The 19,553-nt window shown below is 56.1% G+C and carries 19 protein-coding genes; 13 read left to right on the forward strand and 6 right to left on the reverse strand.

What is annotated here, in order from left to right; genetic code table 11:
* Positions 1–84: 84 nt before the first annotated feature.
* The gene (locus DLM_RS17990) at positions 85–1,290 is read right to left on the reverse strand and encodes a multidrug effflux MFS transporter (protein WP_089083617.1); all 1,206 of its coding nucleotides are present in this window, start codon (positions 1,288–1,290) and stop codon (positions 85–87) included.
* 279 nt (positions 1,291–1,569) lie between these two features.
* Between DLM_RS17990 and arsC the strand changes: the two genes are divergently transcribed.
* From arsC to DLM_RS18015, 5 genes are all read left to right on the forward strand, one after another.
* Entirely contained in the window at positions 1,570–1,920 is a 351-nt protein-coding gene (gene arsC, locus DLM_RS17995) for an arsenate reductase (glutaredoxin) (protein WP_089083618.1), read from the forward strand.
* 191 nt (positions 1,921–2,111) lie between these two features.
* On the forward strand, positions 2,112–2,606 hold the full coding sequence (locus DLM_RS18000; protein ID WP_089083619.1) for a MarR family transcriptional regulator: 495 nt from the start codon (positions 2,112–2,114) through the stop codon (positions 2,604–2,606).
* Positions 2,607–2,698: 92 nt separating this feature from the next.
* Positions 2,699–4,126, forward strand: coding sequence for an efflux transporter outer membrane subunit (locus DLM_RS18005; protein ID WP_231959892.1), 1,428 nt, complete (start codon positions 2,699–2,701; stop codon positions 4,124–4,126).
* A 13-nt stretch (positions 4,127–4,139) separates the two neighbouring features.
* Positions 4,140–5,285: an HlyD family efflux transporter periplasmic adaptor subunit gene (locus DLM_RS18010; RefSeq protein ID WP_089083621.1), complete on the forward strand. Its 1,146-nt coding sequence runs from the start codon at positions 4,140–4,142 to the stop codon at positions 5,283–5,285.
* Between the two features lie 63 nt (positions 5,286–5,348).
* Positions 5,349–6,884 carry a DHA2 family efflux MFS transporter permease subunit gene (locus tag DLM_RS18015; protein WP_089083622.1) on the forward strand — a complete coding sequence of 512 codons (1,536 nt, stop codon included), beginning with the start codon at positions 5,349–5,351 and terminating at the stop codon, positions 6,882–6,884.
* Positions 6,885–6,989: 105 nt separating this feature from the next.
* On the opposite strand, the gene DLM_RS23905 is transcribed toward DLM_RS18015, so the two are convergent.
* Positions 6,990–7,514: a LysR substrate-binding domain-containing protein gene (locus DLM_RS23905; protein ID WP_197715444.1), complete on the reverse strand. Its 525-nt coding sequence runs from the start codon at positions 7,512–7,514 to the stop codon at positions 6,990–6,992.
* The gene (locus DLM_RS23910; protein WP_197715445.1) at positions 7,460–7,927 is read right to left on the reverse strand and encodes a LysR family transcriptional regulator; all 468 of its coding nucleotides are present in this window, start codon (positions 7,925–7,927) and stop codon (positions 7,460–7,462) included. Before DLM_RS23910 ends, DLM_RS23905 begins: the two co-directional genes overlap by 55 nt.
* Positions 7,928–8,259: 332 nt before the next feature.
* Here DLM_RS23910 and DLM_RS18025 point away from each other — a divergent pair, with 332 nt between their 5' ends.
* The 8 genes from DLM_RS18025 (at position 8,260) to dgoD (ending at position 16,521) form a co-directional block, all read left to right on the forward strand.
* The gene (locus DLM_RS18025) at positions 8,260–9,264 is read left to right on the forward strand and encodes a 2-dehydro-3-deoxygalactonokinase (protein WP_089083624.1); all 1,005 of its coding nucleotides are present in this window, start codon (positions 8,260–8,262) and stop codon (positions 9,262–9,264) included.
* Positions 9,236–10,318, forward strand: a complete 1,083-nt coding sequence (locus tag DLM_RS18030; RefSeq protein WP_197715446.1) for an arabinose ABC transporter substrate-binding protein — start codon at positions 9,236–9,238, stop codon at positions 10,316–10,318. Before DLM_RS18025 ends, DLM_RS18030 begins: the two co-directional genes overlap by 29 nt.
* Before the next feature lie 30 nt (positions 10,319–10,348).
* Positions 10,349–11,842 carry an L-arabinose ABC transporter ATP-binding protein AraG gene (araG, locus tag DLM_RS18035; RefSeq protein WP_089083626.1) on the forward strand — a complete coding sequence of 498 codons (1,494 nt, stop codon included), beginning with the start codon at positions 10,349–10,351 and terminating at the stop codon, positions 11,840–11,842.
* A 41-nt stretch (positions 11,843–11,883) separates the two neighbouring features.
* Complete coding sequence (gene araH / locus DLM_RS18040; protein ID WP_089083627.1) at positions 11,884–12,888, forward strand: L-arabinose ABC transporter permease AraH; 1,005 nt, start codon at positions 11,884–11,886, stop codon at positions 12,886–12,888.
* Positions 12,889–12,898: 10 nt separating this feature from the next.
* Positions 12,899–13,804, forward strand: a complete 906-nt coding sequence (locus tag DLM_RS18045; RefSeq protein WP_089083628.1) for an SMP-30/gluconolactonase/LRE family protein — start codon at positions 12,899–12,901, stop codon at positions 13,802–13,804.
* A gap of 184 nt (positions 13,805–13,988) precedes the next feature.
* The gene (locus tag DLM_RS18050; RefSeq protein WP_197715447.1) at positions 13,989–14,741 is read left to right on the forward strand and encodes an SDR family oxidoreductase; all 753 of its coding nucleotides are present in this window, start codon (positions 13,989–13,991) and stop codon (positions 14,739–14,741) included.
* 65 nt (positions 14,742–14,806) lie between these two features.
* Positions 14,807–15,376 (forward strand): 2-dehydro-3-deoxy-6-phosphogalactonate aldolase, encoded by a 570-nt coding sequence (locus DLM_RS18055; protein ID WP_231959893.1) that lies wholly within the window; start codon positions 14,807–14,809, stop codon positions 15,374–15,376.
* Positions 15,373–16,521 carry a galactonate dehydratase gene (gene dgoD / locus DLM_RS18060; RefSeq protein WP_089083631.1) on the forward strand — a complete coding sequence of 383 codons (1,149 nt, stop codon included), beginning with the start codon at positions 15,373–15,375 and terminating at the stop codon, positions 16,519–16,521. Before DLM_RS18055 ends, dgoD begins: the two co-directional genes overlap by 4 nt.
* Positions 16,522–16,553: 32 nt before the next feature.
* Here the strand turns inward: dgoD and DLM_RS18065 are convergent, their stop codons facing one another.
* From DLM_RS18065 to DLM_RS18075, 3 genes are read right to left on the reverse strand one after another with little or no spacing between them, the layout of a single operon-like run.
* Complete coding sequence (locus tag DLM_RS18065; RefSeq protein ID WP_089083632.1) at positions 16,554–17,444, reverse strand: aldose 1-epimerase; 891 nt, start codon at positions 17,442–17,444, stop codon at positions 16,554–16,556.
* Between the two features lie 3 nt (positions 17,445–17,447).
* Positions 17,448–18,512: a zinc-dependent alcohol dehydrogenase family protein gene (locus DLM_RS18070; RefSeq protein WP_231959894.1), complete on the reverse strand. Its 1,065-nt coding sequence runs from the start codon at positions 18,510–18,512 to the stop codon at positions 17,448–17,450.
* Between the two features lie 47 nt (positions 18,513–18,559).
* Complete coding sequence (locus DLM_RS18075; RefSeq protein ID WP_089083633.1) at positions 18,560–19,552, reverse strand: ABC transporter permease; 993 nt, start codon at positions 19,550–19,552, stop codon at positions 18,560–18,562.
* Between the last annotated feature and the right edge of the window lies 1 nt (position 19,553).

Genomic DNA, 19,553 nt, shown 5'->3' on the forward strand with positions numbered 1-19,553 from the left:
AAAAAAACGTTTATTTACGGAATCATCCCGCACTACTACCAGACAAAACGAGCGACAGCAGCGCCATCAGCCGCGCCCCCCATGCTACCTGGCAGGCCGTGCCAAACGACGACGATAAGCGCTGCGAAAACCAAAGCCCAACAGTAAAAACACCGCCATGCAACAAGCCAGACTGAGTGTGCTGCCCCATACCAGCGGCGCAATCACGCCAGCCACGATGCTGCCCAGCATGGTCTGCAAAAAGCCCTGCAAGGATGACACAGTGCCACGCAGCGCCGGAAACTGGTCCATCAGGTTAAGTGTGATCGACGGTGCGGCCAGCGACATGCCGGTGGTGTAGAGTGCCAGCGGTAATACCGCCCACGGCATGGCCGCTTCGACCACCGCCAGGTTGTAGGCCAGGTTGGCTCCCGCCGCAGCAAACATCAGCACATAGCCCAGCGTGACAATCTCGCGCGCGCCGCGCCGCCCGGCCATCTTGCCGGACAGATAAGCCCCGAACATGATGCCGGACACCGCCGGGCCAAACATCCACAGAAACTGATCCGGGCGCAAATGCAGGTGCTGCAGCAGGAAGACCGGTGCCGACGGGATGTACAGAAAGAAGCCGGCAAAATTGCAGGACACGGCGGCCGCCAGCAACTGGAAATCACGCTTGCGCAATACCTCCAGATAATTTTGCAGCAGGGAGCGCCAGGCCAGCGGGGTGCGCAGATGGGCGTGGTGGGTTTCATCCAGTGCAAACCAGCTCATCACAAACAGCGCCAGGCCGATCAGCGCCATGAACACGAAAATGGAATGCCAGCCAAAAGCGCCGAACAACCAGCCGCCCACCACCGGCGCGATGGCCGGCGACAAGGAAAACAGCATGGTGACTTGCGACATCAGCCGCTGCGCCTCGGCACCGTCCAGCTTGTCGCGGATGATGGCCCGGCCCACCACCAGCCCGGCACCGCCGCACAGCCCTTGCAGGCCGCGGCACAGCAGCAGCCAACCCAGCGACGGGGCCAGCGCACAGCCCAGCGAGGCCAGGCTGAACAACAAGGTGGTAACCAGCACCACCGGCCTACGGCCAATGGCATCGGAAATCGAACCATGCCACAACATCATCACCGCATAGCACAACAGGTATACCGTCAACGCCTGCTGCATCTGCAGCGGAGAGGCCGACAGCGTATGACCGATGGCCTGCATGGCGGGCAGGAAGGTATCGATCGAGAAGGGGCCGAGCGTGGACAGGGCCGCCAGCAACAAGGCCAGACCAAAATGGCTGCGTGCGGAATGCGACATGGAAATCCGATCAAGGGCGGTGGGGGCGGCACATGTTACCGCCCCGCCACGGCAAAAGCCAAACCCTTGGCGTGGGCGGCAGTCTGCGCGAGAATGCGCGCCGCAGAAAAGCTGCTGGCCCGCATGCCATTGCAGCTACACAAAGAAAAAGTTTTCTGTCTAAGATGGAAGTCACTGTCCTGGCCGGCATGCTGCTGGCACCGCCGTCCTGTCCACCCTGCCAGGTCGGCACGACAGGCCCTCTTCCCGCCCCCACCAAAACCACAAGGGAGACCCTCAATGATCCGTCTATATCACAACCCGCGCTGCTCCAAATCGCGCGAAGCACTGGCCTTGCTGCAAGAGGCCGGTGCCGAGGTCGAGGTCATCGAATACCTGAAACATCCGCCAAGCGCAGCCGAACTGGACCGCATCCTGACCCTGCTGCAACTGGAACCGCGTGATCTGCTGCGCACCAAGGAAGAAGAGTACGAAACCCTCTGTCTGGATGACATCACGCTGGAGCGCGAGTCGCTGATCGAAACCATGGTGGACAATCCCATGCTGATCGAACGCCCGATTGCCGTCAGTGAAGACAAGGCGGTGCTGGGCCGCCCGCCGGAAAAGGTGCTGGCACTGTTGCAACACTGAAACAGTTGCGCAATGCGCCACATGCCTGAACGGCGATGCCGAGCAGGCTCCCACCAACGCCAGCCACCGCCTGGCGTTTTGTTTTTCCCGGACAGCCGCTGTCGTGGGCCGGCCACACTGCGCGGCCGGGCAAATGGCTTGCATGCAAATAGTAACTTGTAAAATAATAACATCCGTTACTAAAATAGCGCATGAACAAATCATTCCATCATCTGGAACAGGCTATCGATCGCATCGAAAGCCGCTTCCCCGGCGTACCGCGTCAGGAAGTCATCCTCACCCGGCTGTACTACCACATCATGCCGCGCCTCACCTGCCATCTGAATGAAGGCATGAAGGAATTCGGGCTGAATGAATCGCTGTGGATGTCACTGCTGGCGATGTACGCCTGTCCGCAACAGACGCTTTTTCCCTCGGACATCAGCGACACGCTGGATTCCTCGCGCACCAATGCCACACGGATTGTCGACGAACTGGTACGCAATGGCTGGGCCACGCGCATTCCCTGCGCCGAAGACCGCCGCAAGATCCGCCTGGAGCTGACCGACGCCGGACTAGCACTGGTGGAACAATTGCTGCCGGTATCCCGCGCCAGCCACCGTGCGCTGTGGCAGGACTTTGATGCCGAGGAAATGCAGTTGATGGAAAAAATGATGCGCAAACTATTGGCCAAGCTGGGCGGCTGAATCCTGCCCGCCCTTGCCAAGGTGCGCCCAGATAATAACGTAAGTGACTATCACACGATCAACCATCACGATGGAATCCGGAGACCCACAAGGTGAATAAACCCAATTGGCAGCAAACAGCAGGCGTGCTGATGTTGACCGCCATGCTGGGTGGCTGCGCCAGTTTCGGTGACGAAACCGCACCCGCCAAACCGCTGACGGCCAGCCAACTGCAGCTGGACAGCCATAGCGCGTCCCAGGTAGGGCCGGGCTGGTGGCAGCAACTGGCAGACCCGGCGCTGGACCAACTGATCAGTACCGCCCTGCAACAATCGCCCAGCCTGAAAATAGCCGATGCCCGCCTGCGTGAAGCACGCAGCGCCATTGGCATGACCGAGAGCAAGGACGGCCTGCAAGTACAGGCCAATGCCAGCATGGACCGTGAGCGCTACTCGCTGTACGGCCTGCTGCCCGCGCCCATTGGCGGCAATTATTACGATGTCTACACCCTGTCGCTGAGCGCCAGTTGGGAAATCGACTTCTGGGGCAAGAACCGCGCCGCAGTCAAGGCGGCCATCGGCAACCAGCAGGCCGTGGCGCTGGAGGGCCAACAGGCACGCCTGGTGCTGACCCAGGCCGTGATTGCCCAGTACACCGGCCTGCAGCGCATCCTGGCCCAGGCGCAGTTGCTCAAGGCGCGCCAGCAACTGGCACAGAGCCAGTTGGCGCTGACCCAGGCCCGCGTCAATGCCGGCCTGCTGCCGGGCGACAGCCTGCGCCAGGCAGAAATCCGCCTGAAACAGCTCAGCCAGCAAGACAGCGTGCTGGCCGACCAGGCCGATCATGCCCGCCACGCACTGGCCGCACTCACCGGCCAGCCGCCGCATGCGCTGGACAGCCTGAAACCGGCACCACTCAAGCCCGCCCCGGCCATGCCGGACGCAGCCCTGACGCTGGATATTCTGGGCCAGCGCCCGGACATCATCGCCCAGCGCGCCCGCGTGGAAGCGATGAATGAATCGGTCAAGGCCGCCCGTGCCGAGTTCTACCCCAATGTGGCGCTGACCGCCTTTGCCGGCCAGTCGGCGCTGGAAACATCCGACCTGTTCAAGACCGGCTCCAAGGTGGTGGGCATCGCACCGGCCATCCACCTGCCCATCTTCACCTCCGGCGCACTGCAGGCCAATCTGGCCTCCACGCGCGCGCGCTATGACATGGCGGTGGAAAACTACAACCAGACCGTGCTGGATGCCCTGCGCGATGCCGCTGACAGCCTGTCTACCTGGCAAAAAACCGCCGGCCAACTGTCTGACGCCCACCAGGCCACCCAGTTGAGCCGCAAGGCATCCGACAGTACGGTACTGCGCTTCAAGGCCGGCCTGGTCGACAAGCTGGCCGTACTGCAGGCACAGGATGCCGACCTGAACCAGCAAGCCGGCAAGATTGACGCCACCGCCGCCAACCGCATGGCCTGGGCCACACTGAACACCGCACTGGGCGGGGGTTTCGCCACCAGTGAAACCACCCAACAAGCCCATTAAGGACACACCCATCATGGATAAGCAGATCGAGACGGCGAAAAGCCGCAAACGTAATCTTTTTGTCGCCACCGGCCTCATCGCGGCGCTGGCCATCGGCTACGGTGCCTACTGGGGTCTGGTGCTCAGCCATCAGGAAAGCACCGACGATGCCTACGTCGCCGGCCACATGGTGCAGCTCACCCCGGAAATTGCCGGAACGGTGGTAAAAATCAGTGCCGAAGACACCGACCGCGTCAACAGCGGCCAGACCGTGGTGGCGTTTGACAACAGCGATGCCAAGCTGGCGTTTGAACGCGCCCGCAATGAATTTGTGCAGACCGTGCGCGAAACCCGCCAGTTGATGACCAGCACCCAGCAACTGGCCGCCCAGGTGGCCCAGCGCGAAGCCGAGCTGGGCCGCGCCCAGTCCGACCTCAAGCGCCGCGAAACCCTGGCCGGCACCGACGCCATGTCGGCCGAAGAGCTGGGCCATGCCCGTGATGCGGTGAAAACCGCCCAGGCTGCGCTGGACGCCGCGCGCGAACAGGCCAAGGCCACCAATGCGCTGGTGGGCAAGGATGTGCTGGCCAAGCAGCCCAATGTGCAGCGCGCCGCCAGCAAGCTGAAGGAAGCCTGGCTGGCGCTGCAACGTACTGAGGTGAAGGCACCGGTATCCGGCTATGTGGCTCGTCGCAATGTGCAGGTAGGCCAGCGCGTGGCCGCCGGCACCCCGCTGATGGTGGTGGTGCCGCTGGACAGCGTATGGGTGGATGCCAACTTCAAGGAAGTACAACTGGCCAAGATCCGCATCGGCCAGGACGTGGAACTGACAGCCGACGTGTACGGCAGCAAGATCAGCTACCACGGCAAGGTACAGGGTCTGTCGGCTGGCACCGGCAGTGCCTTCTCGCTGTTGCCGGCGCAAAACGCCACCGGCAACTGGATCAAGGTGGTGCAGCGGGTGCCGGTGCGCATCCAGTTGGACCCGAAACAACTGAAGGATCATCCGCTGCGCGTCGGCCTGTCGGTGGATGCCGTGGTGGACACCAGCAAGCAGGATGGCCCCACGCTGGCACAGAGTGCGCGTGACAACCCGGTACAGGAAACCCGAGCCCTCACGCCGGACCTGAAACAGGCCGACGATCTGGTCGCCAGCCTGCTGGCTGCCAACGCCCAGTAATCCCGGCAACACGCGGTCCTGGCACAGCCAGGGCCGCGCATACCGCAGCAAGGATATTTCTTCATGCAACATCCACCACTGACCGGCTCGCGCCTGGTGTGGATCACGCTGGCATTGTCGATGTCGGTGTTCATGCAGGTACTGGACACCACCATTGCCAACGTCGCGCTGCCCACCATCTCCGGCAATCTGGGCGCGGCCACCAGCCAGGGAACCTGGGTGATTACCTCGTTTGGCGTAGCCAATGCCATCGCGGTACCGCTCACCGGCTGGCTGGCCAAGCAGATTGGCGAAGTAAGGCTGTTCACCATTTCCACCCTGCTATTCGTGCTCACCTCCTGGATGTGCGGCATGGCCAACAGCCTGGAAATGCTCATCCTGTTCCGCGTGCTGCAAGGCGCGGTGGCCGGGCCGATGATTCCGCTGTCGCAAAGCCTGCTGATGGCCTGCTACCCGCCGGCCAAGAAGGGGTTGGCTCTGGCGCTATGGGCGATGACGGTGATTGTGGCCCCGGTATTCGGCCCGATTCTGGGCGGGGTGATCAGCGACAACTGGCACTGGGGCTGGATTTTCTTCATCAATGTACCGGTAGGGCTGGCGGCTGCCTTCATCAGCTGGAAAATCCTCAAGGAGCGGGAAACCGACATCATCGACCTGCCCATCGACAAGCTGGGCCTGGCCCTGCTGGTGGTGGGCGTGGGTGCGCTGCAGATGATGCTGGACCGCGGCAAGGAGCTGGACTGGTTCAACTCCACCGAAATCGTGGTGCTGGCCATCGTCTCCGCCGTATCACTGATTTATCTGGTGATCTGGGAGCTGGGTGAACAACACCCGATTGTCGACCTCACCCTGTTTGCCAAACGCAACTTCACCGTCGGCACCGTGGCCATCAGCCTGGGTTTCATGCTGTACTTCGGCGCAGTGGTGCTGCTGCCCTTGATGCTGCAAACCCAGATGGGCTACACCGCCACCTGGGCCGGCCTCGCTGCCGCGCCCATCGGCATCCTGCCGGTTTTCCTGTCGCCCATCATCGGCAAGAATGCGCACCGGCTGGACATGCGCTGGCTGGTCACCATCAGCTTCAGCGTGTATGCGCTGTGCTTCTTCTGGCGTAGCACGTTCAACGTGGAGATGAACTTTGCCTATGTGGTATGGCCGCAGTTCATCCAGGGCATCGGCGTGGCCTGCTTTTTCATGCCGCTGACCACCATCACCCTGTCCGGCCTGCGCCCGAACCAGATTGCCAGCGCCTCCAGCCTGTCCAACTTCCTGCGCATCCTGGCCGGCAGTATCGGCACCTCCATCACCACCACGCTGTGGGACCGCCGCGAAGCCTTGCACCACGCCCAGCTCACCCAGCATGTGACGCTGTACGATCAGGCCAGCCTGATGTGGTTCCGCCTGCTGGAGAGTACCGGCATGTCCACCAGCCAGCAGCAGGCCTACACCACCTTGCAAATTACCCGTCAGGGCTCACTGATTGGTGTCAACGAGGTGTTCTGGCTGTTCGGCATCATGTTTGTCGCGCTGATTGCCCTGGTGTGGTTTGCCCGGCCACCGTTCACCTCCAGCGGTGCGGCCGACAGCGGCGCCCATTAAGCCTGACTGCAACAAGCAAGCCCGCGCAAGCGGGCTTTATTTATCACGCCACCCTCACCTTCCATGGTCCCCTTCCCAGCTTGCTACTGTCTGCGCCGGAAAGCCTTAGGCATGGGGTAGTACAGGATTTTGTCCGCCCGCCGACACAGTGCTGCCATACAGGGGAAGTCTTATTTCATCCAACAACCATGTTCGAAATAATTCAAACGCAAGCTCCCCTTGCGACTGCTGTGGATAAAGCAAGTAATAAGACATACGCAGTGATACCGGGGTATCCAGCATGCGTACCAGCCTGCCGGCTGCCATATCATGATCTACCAATATGCTTTGCCCCAGCACCAAACCCTGACCTGCCATTGCCGCCTGCAATGCCATATATGCCTCACTGAATACCGGCCCGGCCTCTGGCTCCAGATGCATAATGCCGGCCTCGCCAAACCATTGACGCCAGGTGGGGTAATGCGCGGACGGCGGTGCGCTACGCACATGCAATAGCGTTTTGCATTGGAAATCCGGTGCCTGCTGTAATTCCACTGACATGCTTGCACTGCAAACCGGAAAAAAATCAGTCTCGGTCAACCATTCAATCTGTAAGTTCTGCCCAGAAGCAGGACTATCATCAATACACACATCATATTGCTGGTGGTTTTGCCCCCCAAGGTGGCCAGCTCAACATTAACCTGCGGATACTGCTTGAGAAAGCGATAAAGCCGGGGAATCAGCCATTTGGAACCAAAAGAAGGAGACACGCCAATACGCAATGTATTGGCCTCCTTGCTAAATAGTCTATCCGTCGCCTTACTCAAGGCGCGCAGCGACTCTCGGATTCTAGGCAAATAATCCTGTCCATCTTCCGTCAAACTCAACTGATTATTCTGACGGTGAAACAATTTCTTCCCCAAAAATTCCTCAAGCAGCTTGATCTGCAAGCTGACCGCCGCATTAGTCACACACAACTCATCTGCCGCACGGCTGAAACTCAGATGACGACCCGCCGCCTCAAAGACGCGAACGGCATTCAACGGAGGAAGGCGTTGTTTCATGGTCTTTCACTAAAAAAATGTTAACGGGCAGTAAAAATTTCTCGTTTGCGCGATTTGTCCTGATGCCGTTTCATCATCCACACCGCACATCACCATGCAAACACCGATGAAAAAATGGATGCCCGCTATCTTTGCATTTCTCTGCTGATCCAGACACCTGACCACACAGTCACCTCAGCACACAGACTGAAGTCGCCTGACAACCCAATGCAGTTGTCCATGTCATTGAGTGACCAGCCAGATCACAAACACGACGCCGCGTTAATGCAATCGATGGAAAGTAATAAATAAACAAGCCATCACACAGTCACGCCTTTGAGGGTAGGCAAGGAATGAATATCATCACCTTAGATACTGGCACCACCAATACCAGGATAACTGTCTGGGAAAATGCAACTCCGGTCTATCAGGCTAGCAAGGCAGTCGGGGTAAGAAATACCGCCATTTCAGGCAATAAATCCGCCTTGGAAAATAGTGTGAAAAACACTATTGCCGAAGCGTTGCAACAAGCAGGGCTTTATCTTGCGCAAATTGATCTGATTGTCGCATCGGGCATGATTACCTCCAATGTCGGCCTTATTGAGCTAGGCCACTTAATGGCACCTGCCGGCCTGCCAGAACTGGCCAAGGGCATGGTAGAAGTCACACTGCCAAATGTATGTGCCAAACCAATATGGTTTATTCCTGGCATACGCAATCAGATAGCCAATATTGGACTACACAATATAGAAGCCATGGATATGATGCGCGGCGAAGAAGTGGAAGTCATGGGGCTGCTCAAACGCTTGGTACTGAATACAGCGGCCGTGATTGCATTACCGGGCTCACACTCCAAGTTTGTTCATCTTGATGCCCAGCAACGTATAACCGGCTGCGTCACCACATTAGCCGGTGAATTATTACAGGTTGTTACCCAGCACACTATTCTGGCCGAAGCATTAGATGCTGACTTCGCGGATGAATTAGATATTGAAATGCTGCTGGCCGGGGCGGCCAGTGCCAAGAATCTGGGATTGGGGCGAGCCTGCTTCATGGTACGCACGCTCAGTCAGTTTACTGTTTATCAACGTAATGCACGGGCGAATTTTCTACTGGGTGCCATTTTGGGCGCAGATTTGCTCACACTGAGAAACAGCACCGCCATGCGCATGAATCCCAGTACACAGTTTGTCATTACGGGCAAGCCCATGCTGCGCGAAGCACTGGCGGCACTGGTTTCAAACGATGACTTTTTCTCAGGCAAGGTCAGCATTGTCAATCAAATGCAACAGGAAAATCTGGCCGGTTATGGTGCCATGGCCATTGCCCATGCGCGTGGTTTGCTCAACAAGCAATAAACAGCAGCATCTTATTCGCGTGCGGGCAGCATCAGCTGTGCGCTTTATCAAGGAGGGGAATATGAACAAATGCGGCCACCTCAGAAAAGCCTTCCTGGTACTGGCGCTGTGCGCCAGCAGCATAGCAACAAGCAATGCTGCCACCGTGGTGAAAATTGGCTTTCTGGTTAAACAGCCAGAAGAATCCTGGTTTCAGGATGAATGGAAGTTTGCCGACATTGCGGCCAAGCAAAAAGGATTCAAGCTAATAAAAATCGGCGTCCCCAGCGGGAGTGATGTATTAACTGCCATTGACAATCTGGGCTCACAACAGGCGCAAGGCTTCATTATTTGCGCACCCGATGTCAAATTGGGTCCGGCCATTATTGCCAAAGCCAAACAGAATGGCTTGAAATTAATGACCGTTGATGACCGTCTGGTGGATGGCAGCGGAAAAGAAATCTCATCCATTCCACACATGGGTATATCAGCCAGCAAGATAGGTGAGCAAGTCGGTGAAGCCATCAAACAGGAAATGAAAAAGCGCGGCTGGAAGCTGGGCGAAGTCGGTGCCATCCGCATTGCCTATGACCAATTACCGACTGCCCAGGAGCGTACCAATGGCGCGATGAAAGTACTGCTGCAGGCCGGTTTGCCACAGAAAAACATTCTCAATAGCCCGCAGACTAAAACAGACACAGAAGCGGCCTTTAACGCGGCAAATATTACCATCACCAAGAATCCGCAATTTAAAAACTGGATTGCCTTTGGGCTGAACGACGAAGCGGTGCTAGGTGCCGTGCGCGCGGCAGAAGGCAGAGGCATCAAGCCCGCAAATATGATTGGCGTAGGGATTGGCGGGAGCCAATCGGCGCTGAACGAATTTGCCAAACCAAACATCACGGGATTTTTTGGCAGTGTGCTCATCAGTCCAAAACGTCATGGCTATGAAACTGCAATCAATATGTATGAATGGATCAGCCATAACAAGCCACCGCCGATGCTGACGCTGACCAGTGGCGCATTGATGACGCGCGAAAACCAAAAGACGCTACGCCGGGACATGGGCTTTTAATATTGCGAGCCATCATCAGGAGACTGGCGTATGTCTGCATTCCTTGAATTTCGCCATATCAGTAAAGCCTTCCCTGGGGTACAGGCGCTGTCTGATGTGTCACTCAGCATTGCATCAGGGCAAATACATGGTTTGATGGGGGAAAATGGCGCGGGAAAATCAACACTATTAAAAATACTGAGTGGTGACTATCGGCCCGATCATGGACAGATTGTCATTCAGGGACAAGCCACCGCATTTACCTCTACCAAGGCAGCAATCAATGCCGGCATTGCCGTGATTCACCAGGAGCTGCAAGGTGTCCCGGAGCTTAGCATCATGGACAATCTCATGCTGGGACATTTACCACATCGTGCTGGTTTTATCCAACACCGCGCAGCCATGGCATGGACTAGCAGCCAGCTTGAACACATGGGAATTGACCTTGACCTGCGTTGCAAATTGAAAACCTTGTCTATTGGTCAACGACAACTGGTGGAAATCTGCAAAGCGGTATTACGTAATGCACACGTGATTGCACTGGATGAACCGAGCAGTTCCTTATCCAGCCGTGAGACAGAGATTTTATTTGATCTGGTGAAGGCACTACGCAAACAAGGCAAGGCGCTGATTTATATTTCGCACCGCATGGATGAAATTTTTCATTTATGTGATTGTTGCACGGTGTTTCGCGATGGACATAAGGTGGCCGATTTTCCGGAGATGGCCGGGCTGACGCGGGATGAATTGATCAGTTGCATGGTGGGACGACAAGTACAGGATATCTTTGGCTACCGCCCGCGCAAGCCTGGGGCGGTACGTTTGCGCATAGAGCATCTGCACGGCACAGGCTTGGCCGAGCCGGTGAGTTTGTCCGTTAGACAAGGAGAAATCGTCGGCTTGTTTGGCTTGGTGGGTGCCGGTCGTTCCGAATTGGCCCGCCTGATTTTTGGCGTAGCGCCAAAAAGAAGCGGCAATATCCTGATTGATGGGAAAACAGCGCAAATCAACAGTATTGCCGATGCCATCCGGTACGGCATCGTGCTCTGCCCGGAAGATCGTAAACAAGACGGGATTATCGGCTGTCGCTCGGTTGCGGAGAACATCAATATCAGCCGCCGTCGCAGCGGCTTGGGCTTGCTTCAGCCAGTGCATGCGCGTCGTGAGGCTGCGCTTGCCGACAACTATATTACGCGCCTGCATATTAAAACGCCCAGCCGGGAACAGCCAATTCGGCTGCTGTCCGGAGGGAATCAACAAAAAGCCATTCTGGCCCGCTGGTTGGCCATGGATAGTTTGCACGTCTTAATTGTCGACGAGCCAACGCGCGGCATTGATGTTGGTGCCAGAAGCGAGATTTACCAATTACTTTATGAGTTAGCCGAACAGGGCTTGGCCATCTTGATGATTTCCAGTGATCTGCCGGAAATATTGGGTGTGACTGATCGCATTCTGGTGATGAGTGCCGGCCGCCTTGTGGGTGAATTGCCGCGCGAACAGGCGAATGAGCAAGCCGTTCTGACCTTGGCCATGCCTGCCAGATAAAACAGCCTCAGATGTGCGATTCGCAGATAAAGGAGTGTTTCATGACCCCGTTGCAACCTGCATCAGAAAACCATGCCAGCATGCCGCCTCCTACCCGGCCAGACAGGATGGCCAAATTGCAGTGGCTGGAGGATTTCAGCCTGCCGCTGATCTTTGCCCTTTTATTCATCCTGCTGTCGTTGTCGGTAGATTATTTTTTTTCATGGCAAAACATGATGGGATTGGCGCTATCGGTGTCGCAAATCGGCATGGTGGCGTGCAGCATGATGTTTTGCCTGGCCTCGCGTGATTTTGATCTTTCCGTCGGTTCCATTGTCGCCTTTGCCGGCGTGCTGTGCGCCACCGTCATCAATGCCAGCGGCAGTATTACGCTTGGCATTGCCGCCAGTTTGTGCGCCGGTGCGCTGATTGGCGGCCTGAATGGTGTGGTGATCGCCAAGCTGAGAGTGAATGCCTTGATTACTACCCTGGCCAGCATGGAAATTGTCCGCGGTTTGGCTTTTATCACCTCGGACGGACAGGCTGTCGGCGTTGCCGATATGGCATTTTTTGAACTTGGTAATGCCATCTGGCTGGGTGTGCCGCTACCGGTATGGATCGCCATACTGTGTTTCATCCTGTTTGCCGTGCTGCTTAATAAAACTGTTTATGGACGCAATACCTTGGCCATTGGCGGTAATCCGGAAGCGGCAAGGCTGGCCGGGGTCCAGGTCAATGCCACACGCATTACCATCTTTTTGATTCAGGGCGTGATTGCGGCTTTAGCCGGCATCATTCTGGCTGCGCGCATTACCAGCGGTCAGCCCAATGCCGCTCAGGGCTTTGAATTGAATGTAATTTCTGCCTGCGTGCTGGGTGGTGTATCGCTGATGGGTGGGCGTGCCACGGTCAGTGGTGTGCTGGTGGGGGTCCTGATTATGGGTACGGTACAAAATGCAATGAATCTGCTGAATATCGATACTTTTTATCAATATTTGGTTCGTGGTGGCATTTTGTTGACGGCAGTATTGGCGGATCAATTAAAACACCGCCATGGCGATCGCTAAGGGGAAGCAAATGGCAGAGATACATTTATTGTCCCCTACGCGCTGCACCTTGGGCGAAGGCATTCTCTGGGATGAACAGCAGGAGAAATTATGGTGGGTTGATATCCAGCAATGCATGCTGTGGAACCATCATCCAGCAAGCCAGCAAGAGCAGCACTGGGTTTTGCCGCAGCGCGTCTGTTCATTTGCCATGACCGCCACCCCTGGCGTGTTCATCCTCGGCCTGGCCAAACAACTCGTGCGTTTTGATAGCCGCAACGGCGCACTCACCTTGCTGGCAGAAGTAGAAGCGGGGCTGCACTCCACCCGCATTAATGATGGCCGAGTCGACCGCGCCGGCAATTTTGTGTTCGGCACCATGAACGAGCACGGCCCGGAAGCCATTGGCCATTTTTACCGCTTCACGACCAGCGGCCAATTACAGCGCTTGGCACTCCCAGCAGTCACCGTGGCCAACAGTATTGCCTTCAGCCCGGATGGCAAAACCATGTACTGCTGTGACACGCCGACACGCCGCATTCTGATGTGTGACTACGACGCAGACAGTGGTGCAGTTGACCGGCTGCGCCTGTTTGCCCAACTTGATCACACCCAGACGTCCGGCTATCCGGATGGCTCCTGCGTGGATGCGGCCGGCTGCTTGTGGAATGCCGAGTGGGGCGGACGCTGCATCACCTGCTACACCCCGGATGGACAGTTGCGGCAACGCGTGTTGCTGCCGGTTACACAAGCCACCTGCCTGACTTTTGCCGGGCCGGATCTGGATACCCTCTACGTCAGCAGCGCGCATATCGGCCTGTCTGAGCAGCAGCGGGCTAACGATGCCAATGCCGGCGCAGTTTTACAGCTCACGCTCCCCGGCCTGCGCGGCTTGCGCGAAGCACGCTACGGAGCGGCTGGCGCAAGCACTTGCTAACAGTCGCCAGCGCAATTCTTTCCCTTAAAGCGGCTGACAAAATCGCCTGGCGTCCCTGGCGCAAGGTGGCGCAATCCAGCAGCAGGTTTTTTTAGTCGCGCTTAAGGCCAGCCATGATCCACAGCGAGCTCATATGCACTCCACCCATGCCCCACACACCTTTCCACCTCGCTTAGCCGGCAAAGTGGCCCTGATCACCGGTGCCGCCCATGGTATTGGCGCGGCTTGCGCCAAGCTGTTCGCGCTGCATGGTGCCCGTGTCATTGTGAATGTCCGTAGTTGTAACGACGCCGCCATGGCTTTTGCCGCCTCGCTGGGCCAGCCAGAAAATATCCTGCTGATGCAGGCAGATGTACGCAGCCGGGAGCAGGTTGATGCCATGGTCAGCGCAGCCATTGCGCGCTTTGGCACCATTGATGTGCTGGTCAACAATGCCGGCATCAATGTGTTCTCCGACCCGCTCGCTTTAAGTCAGGAAGACTGGACGCGTTGTTTTGCCGTTGATCTGGAAGGGGCCTGGCACTGCGCGCGCGCCGTATTGCCGCACATGCTGGCCGGCGGGGCGGGCAGCATCATCAATATTGCTTCCGTGCATGGCCACAAAATCATTCCCGGCAGCTTTCCCTACCCGGTCGCCAAGCACGGCTTGATTGGGCTCACCCGCGCGCTGGGCATTGAATATGCGGCACACGGCATCCGGGTTAATTCCATCTCTCCGGGATTAATCCTCACCGCCATTGCCGAAGCCAGCTTTGCCGCAGCAGCCGACCCACAAGCCGAACGCCAACGCCAAGCAGAATTACTGCCGTGCAAACGTATCGGAGAACCCGAGGAAGTGGCTTATACCGCGCTGTTTCTCGCCAGCGATGAAGCCCGTTTCATCAATGCCACCGACATTCTGATTGATGGTGGACGCTCGCAACTTTATCACGAGTAAATCATGACCTGGACCCAGCTCCCCCCCTGGTGGCAATCCTGCGCGGCATACGGCCAGAAGAAGTCTTGCAGCATTGTGAAGTGCTGATCGATGCCGGTTTCCGCGCCATTGAGATTCCCTTGAACTCGCCCCAAGCCTTATCCAGTGTGCAAGCAAGCGTGCAAGCCTTTGGCAAGGATATCTGGATTGGTGCTGGCACCGTGCTGCATTGCGCACAAGTGACGCAATTAGCCGCCTGCGCCACACGCTTTATCGTGACCCCGAATACCGACCCCGACATTATTGCCGCAGCCAGCACGCACGGGCTGTATAGCTGCATCGGCTGCATGAGCGCATCGGAAGCCTTGCGCGCGCTGCAAGCCGGTGCCAATGCCTTGAAAATCTTCCCGGCAGGCCCGCTGGGGCCAAAATATATTTCGGCGCTCAAGGCCGTACTGCCGGCAAACATCCCGCTTTATGCAGTGGGCGGCATCACCCCACAAAATATCGCTGCTTACCTTGCTGCCGGATGCATCGGTGCTGGCCTGGGTAGTGATCTGTATCAAGCAGGCCAATCACCCGAGCAAACCTTGCAAGGTGCCAAGGCCTTTGTTGCCGCCTATCAGGCCGCATTACCCGCAGAGACAAGCCGATGAAAATTACCCGCATGCAGTGTTATCACGTGGCACCACGCTGGATGTTTCTGAAAATAGAAACGGACGCAGGCATCACAGGTTGGGGAGAGCCCGTACTCGAAGGCCGGGCGCATACCGTGGAAACCGCCGTACATGAATTATCCGAATATCTGATTGGCAAAGATCCAGGCCAGATCAATGATTTATGGCAAACCATGTACCGGGGCGGCTTCTACCGTGGCGGCCCCATCTTGATGAGTGCCTTGTCCGGTATTGACCAAGCCTTGTGGGACATCAAAGGAAAATGGCTGGGCGCACCGGTTGCCACGCTATTAGGGGGCCAGGTACGCGAACGCATGCGCAGCTATCGCTGGGTGGGCGGCGATCGCCCCAGCGAGGTCATCGCCGGCATGCAAACCTTGCTGGCGCAGGGCATTGATTATTTCAAACTGAATGGCTGCGACCAGATGGCCATGATTGCCAGCTCACGCGCGATTGATGATGCCGTGGCGCGGGTTGCAGAAATCCGGGAAACCTTTGGTCATACTGTGGAATTTGGCCTGGATTTTCATGGCCGTGTTTCCATGCCCATGGCCAAGGTGCTGATCCATGAATTAGAGCCCTATCGCCCATTATTCATTGAAGAGCCGGTATTGCCAGAGCAGGCCAATGCATATGCCCGGCTGGCCGCACAAACACATATACCGCTGGCGGCAGGCGAGCGTCTGTTTTCACGCTTCGATTTCAAAAGCGTGCTGGAAGCGGGAGGCTTGGCAATCATTCAGCCAGATTTGTCCCATGCCGGGGGAATTAGTGAATGCTTCAAGATAGCCGCCATGGCCGAGGCCTATGATGTTGCCTTTGCACCGCATTGCCCACTCGGCCCCATTGCCTTGGCTGCTTGTCTACAAATTGATTTTTGCTGTTGGAATGCCACATTACAAGAACACAGCATGGGCATGCATTACAATCAGCAAGCCGACTTATTAGACTACGTTCATAATAAAGCCGACTTTATGGTTGAGCAGGGCTTTTTCAAAGCCCCGCACTTGCCAGGTTTGGGTGTACAGATTGATGAGGACATGGTGCTGGCGCGCAGCCAACAGAGCCAGCCATGGCGCAATCCACTCTGGCGACACGAAGATGGCAGTCTGGCGGAATGGTAATCGACGCCAGCACTCAGCTTAGCCCTGCCTGCTCAAACCTGCTGATCCAGCACGCTCAACAGCATACTCAGCTGCAATGTTTCTCCCGCTGCCAAGATGTTCAGCTTACCCGCGCCAGGACGATGGTGGTCGTCCGGTCCGTGGCTCATCGGCTCAAAACAGAAATAATCTGACTGATATTGCGGATCAAACTGCGTATCAGAAACAAACACGAAATAGCATGGTGCGGCTGGCTCCGTGCTTAGCAATAACTGACAAGCAGCGTCAGGCCAGGCAATAATCGCTTGGCCATTCCAGCCTGAAAAGCCGTTATTTACCCAATGGCTTGGAATCGGCGTGGCTTGGTTAAAATTCAGCGCCGCAGGGCGCACCGTCCTATGCGCCCCGGACAACCATTGTTCCCGCTCCACCCAATACCCATCTGCTGGTGCATAAAGCAGGGTTTTATGATTCATGGGGAAATAAGGATGCCAACCCAAACCATAAGGCAGTGGCGTGTGGCCGCGGTGCGTGACTGCCAGCGTCAATCGCAAGCAATCATCATGCAAACTGAATGTTTGCAATACATCATAGCAATAACATTCACCGCGATGCTGGTATGCAAGCTGCAACTCATCGTGAACAGCTTGTTGTAATTGCCACTCATTCAACCAGCCATCACCATGCAAATAATGCGGATCCCAATCGGTATTGGGCGGTAAGTGATAAGTTTTACCCGCCTGCACAAATTGATTACCACTCACCCGACTCGCAAATGGCACAAAAGGAAAGCAAGAGGAGTGAATAGCCTGACCATTATTTTTCCCAGGCCGCAGCAAGGGAAAATCACCCGTTGCCCTTCGCAAGAAAAAACCTTCAATACATCCCCCATGACTTGATACCAGCAGCCGCAGACTGGCGTTTTCCAAGGTATATGTCGTCATGATTTATTCCGGAAAATTGATAACCACTTTGCCACATTGACCACTGGCCATCAAAGCATAAGCTTCACCAGCCTGCTCCAGCGTAAACCGATGTGAAATAGCCTGGTGGGGATATAATTTCCAATCGGTCAGATCATGCGCGCATTTTTCCATATGGAACAAACTGCTTACCCAGGAGCCAATGATACGGCGCTGGTGATGCATTAAATCTGCACTGACCGAAAACTCTACTTTGCCCGTTTCTCCGATATATACAACCCGTCCCCAATCGGCACTGGCTTGCAAAGCCAGCAAGCGCCCCTGAGGATTCCCGGAACAATCCAGCGCGACATCTGCCCCTCCTTTGGTGTGCTCGACAATCACTTGCACCAGGTCTGGCGTAGTCGCGAGATAGCCCACATCCATCACCGCCAACTGGCTGGCCAAGGCAAGCCGCTCCGGCAATAGGTCTACCCCGATCACACGTTTGGCCCCCCGGCCACGGGCCAACATCATGGCCATCATGCCAACCGGCCCCAAGCCCACCACCAGCACCGTATCACTGCCCGACACCTTGGCCCGCACAATCCCTTCATATGCCGTAGCCACGCCGCAACTGATGAATGCGCCATCCTCATAACGCAGCGCATCAGGCAGGCGGATCAAATCTTTTTCCTCCGCCAGCAGATAGTCGGCATGGCCACCATCACGCTGCCAGCCATAAGCTGCTTTATCGCTGCCGGTGCAGGAAATGGGAAAGCCACGCCTACAATTCTGGCAAAATCCACAACCAGAAATATGGTAGACCAGCACCCGGTCCCCTTCTTTAAAGTGACGGCAGCCCGGACCTAATGCCACCACTTGGCCACAAGGCTCATGACCGTTGATCACACCTTGATAAAGCGGCTTGCCCGATGCGGCATCACTGGCGCGATGTTGGTGATATATATAATGCACATCACTGCCGCAAATACCTGACGACTTCATACGGATCAGGACTTGATTGATACCCGGCATTGGCACAGCCACTTCTTTTAAAACAACACGCGCGTCCCCTGGCAGGTAAGCGGCCATCATGGTTTTCAACACGACACAACTCCAATATGAAGAATCAGTCTGGATGACATCGCACAAAATCAACGACGGCGACTGTTCTGAAGCAACTGAATATTAATCAGTACCGCCAGCACAATAATCACACCACGAACCACTTGCTGAAAGAATGAATCAATACCTAACAAAACCAAGCCATTACCAATCAGAGTAATCACCAGCACACCTAACAAACTGCCAAACAAAGAACCCTTGCCACCGGCCAGCGCAGTCCCGCCCACGACAACTGCGGCAATGACATCAAACTCCATGCCGTTTGCGGCACCTGCATTACCGGAACCCAATCTTGCGGTGAGCAAAATTCCGGTTACCGCACTCATCAGTCCAGACAATGCAAAAACCAGGATGCGTACAGCCCTTACATTAATGCCACACAGCTGAGCTGCCGTGGCATTACCACCGATGGCATAAATTGAACGGCCAAATGCCGTTTTATGGCTTATAAACACAAAGAAAACAAAAATAACCAGCATGGCCGCGGCAGAAATTGGGAAGACACCGATTTCCCCAGCAATCCAGTCGAGAACATTGCTGTCCTCAACCGGAACGGGTAAAGCATCCGTCATGAATAAACCCAGGCCACGCAAGATACTCCATAACCCCAGCGTCGCCACAAAGCTGGGAATGCCAAACACGCCACGCAGCATGCCCGCCACGCTGCCCAAACCAAACCCCAGCAACAAGATCAACAGCGCGGACAGCGCAAATGAAATCTCCAATTGCAATAAATACGCCAAACAAACAGAACTGAAAGCCACCATAGGTCCGACACTGACATCAATCTCACCCGCAATAATGACGAGTGTCATTGCCCATGCTGCAATACCCACCATGGCAGCATCACGCAATATATTCATTTGATTTCCCAAGGAATTGAAGCCAGGGGCATTAAATGAAAATATGAAATACAGCAATGCAATCACCAAAATCAGGCCAATTTCATTTATATATCGCCTAATGAGATCACTCAACACCCTGTTATCGTTTGCAGCAGACTCAAGTGAAGATATAGACATA

Source organism: Aquitalea magnusonii, assembly GCF_002217795.2.
GTDB lineage: Bacteria > Pseudomonadota > Gammaproteobacteria > Burkholderiales > Chromobacteriaceae > Aquitalea > Aquitalea magnusonii_B.

What these genes read in the sequence shown, in the direction of transcription:
- DLM_RS17990 (WP_089083617.1), bottom strand. Translation starts at nt 1,290, where the DNA reads ATGTCGCATTCCGCACGCAGCCATTTTGGTCTGGCCTTGTTGCTGGCG.
- arsC (WP_089083618.1), top strand. Translation starts at nt 1,570, where the DNA reads ATGATCCGTCTATATCACAACCCGCGCTGCTCCAAATCGCGCGAAGCA.
- DLM_RS18000 (WP_089083619.1), top strand. Translation starts at nt 2,112, where the DNA reads ATGAACAAATCATTCCATCATCTGGAACAGGCTATCGATCGCATCGAA.
- DLM_RS18010 (WP_089083621.1), top strand. Translation starts at nt 4,140, where the DNA reads ATGGATAAGCAGATCGAGACGGCGAAAAGCCGCAAACGTAATCTTTTT.
- DLM_RS18015 (WP_089083622.1), top strand. Translation starts at nt 5,349, where the DNA reads ATGCAACATCCACCACTGACCGGCTCGCGCCTGGTGTGGATCACGCTG.
- DLM_RS23910 (WP_197715445.1), bottom strand. Translation starts at nt 7,927, where the DNA reads ATGAAACAACGCCTTCCTCCGTTGAATGCCGTTCGCGTCTTTGAGGCG.
- DLM_RS18025 (WP_089083624.1), top strand. Translation starts at nt 8,260, where the DNA reads ATGAATATCATCACCTTAGATACTGGCACCACCAATACCAGGATAACT.
- DLM_RS18030 (WP_197715446.1), top strand. Translation starts at nt 9,236, where the DNA reads ATGCGCGTGGTTTGCTCAACAAGCAATAAACAGCAGCATCTTATTCGC.
- araG (WP_089083626.1), top strand. Translation starts at nt 10,349, where the DNA reads ATGTCTGCATTCCTTGAATTTCGCCATATCAGTAAAGCCTTCCCTGGG.
- araH (WP_089083627.1), top strand. Translation starts at nt 11,884, where the DNA reads ATGACCCCGTTGCAACCTGCATCAGAAAACCATGCCAGCATGCCGCCT.
- DLM_RS18045 (WP_089083628.1), top strand. Translation starts at nt 12,899, where the DNA reads ATGGCAGAGATACATTTATTGTCCCCTACGCGCTGCACCTTGGGCGAA.
- dgoD (WP_089083631.1), top strand. Translation starts at nt 15,373, where the DNA reads ATGAAAATTACCCGCATGCAGTGTTATCACGTGGCACCACGCTGGATG.
- DLM_RS18065 (WP_089083632.1), bottom strand. Translation starts at nt 17,444, where the DNA reads ATGACGACATATACCTTGGAAAACGCCAGTCTGCGGCTGCTGGTATCA.
- DLM_RS18075 (WP_089083633.1), bottom strand. Translation starts at nt 19,552, where the DNA reads ATGTCTATATCTTCACTTGAGTCTGCTGCAAACGATAACAGGGTGTTG.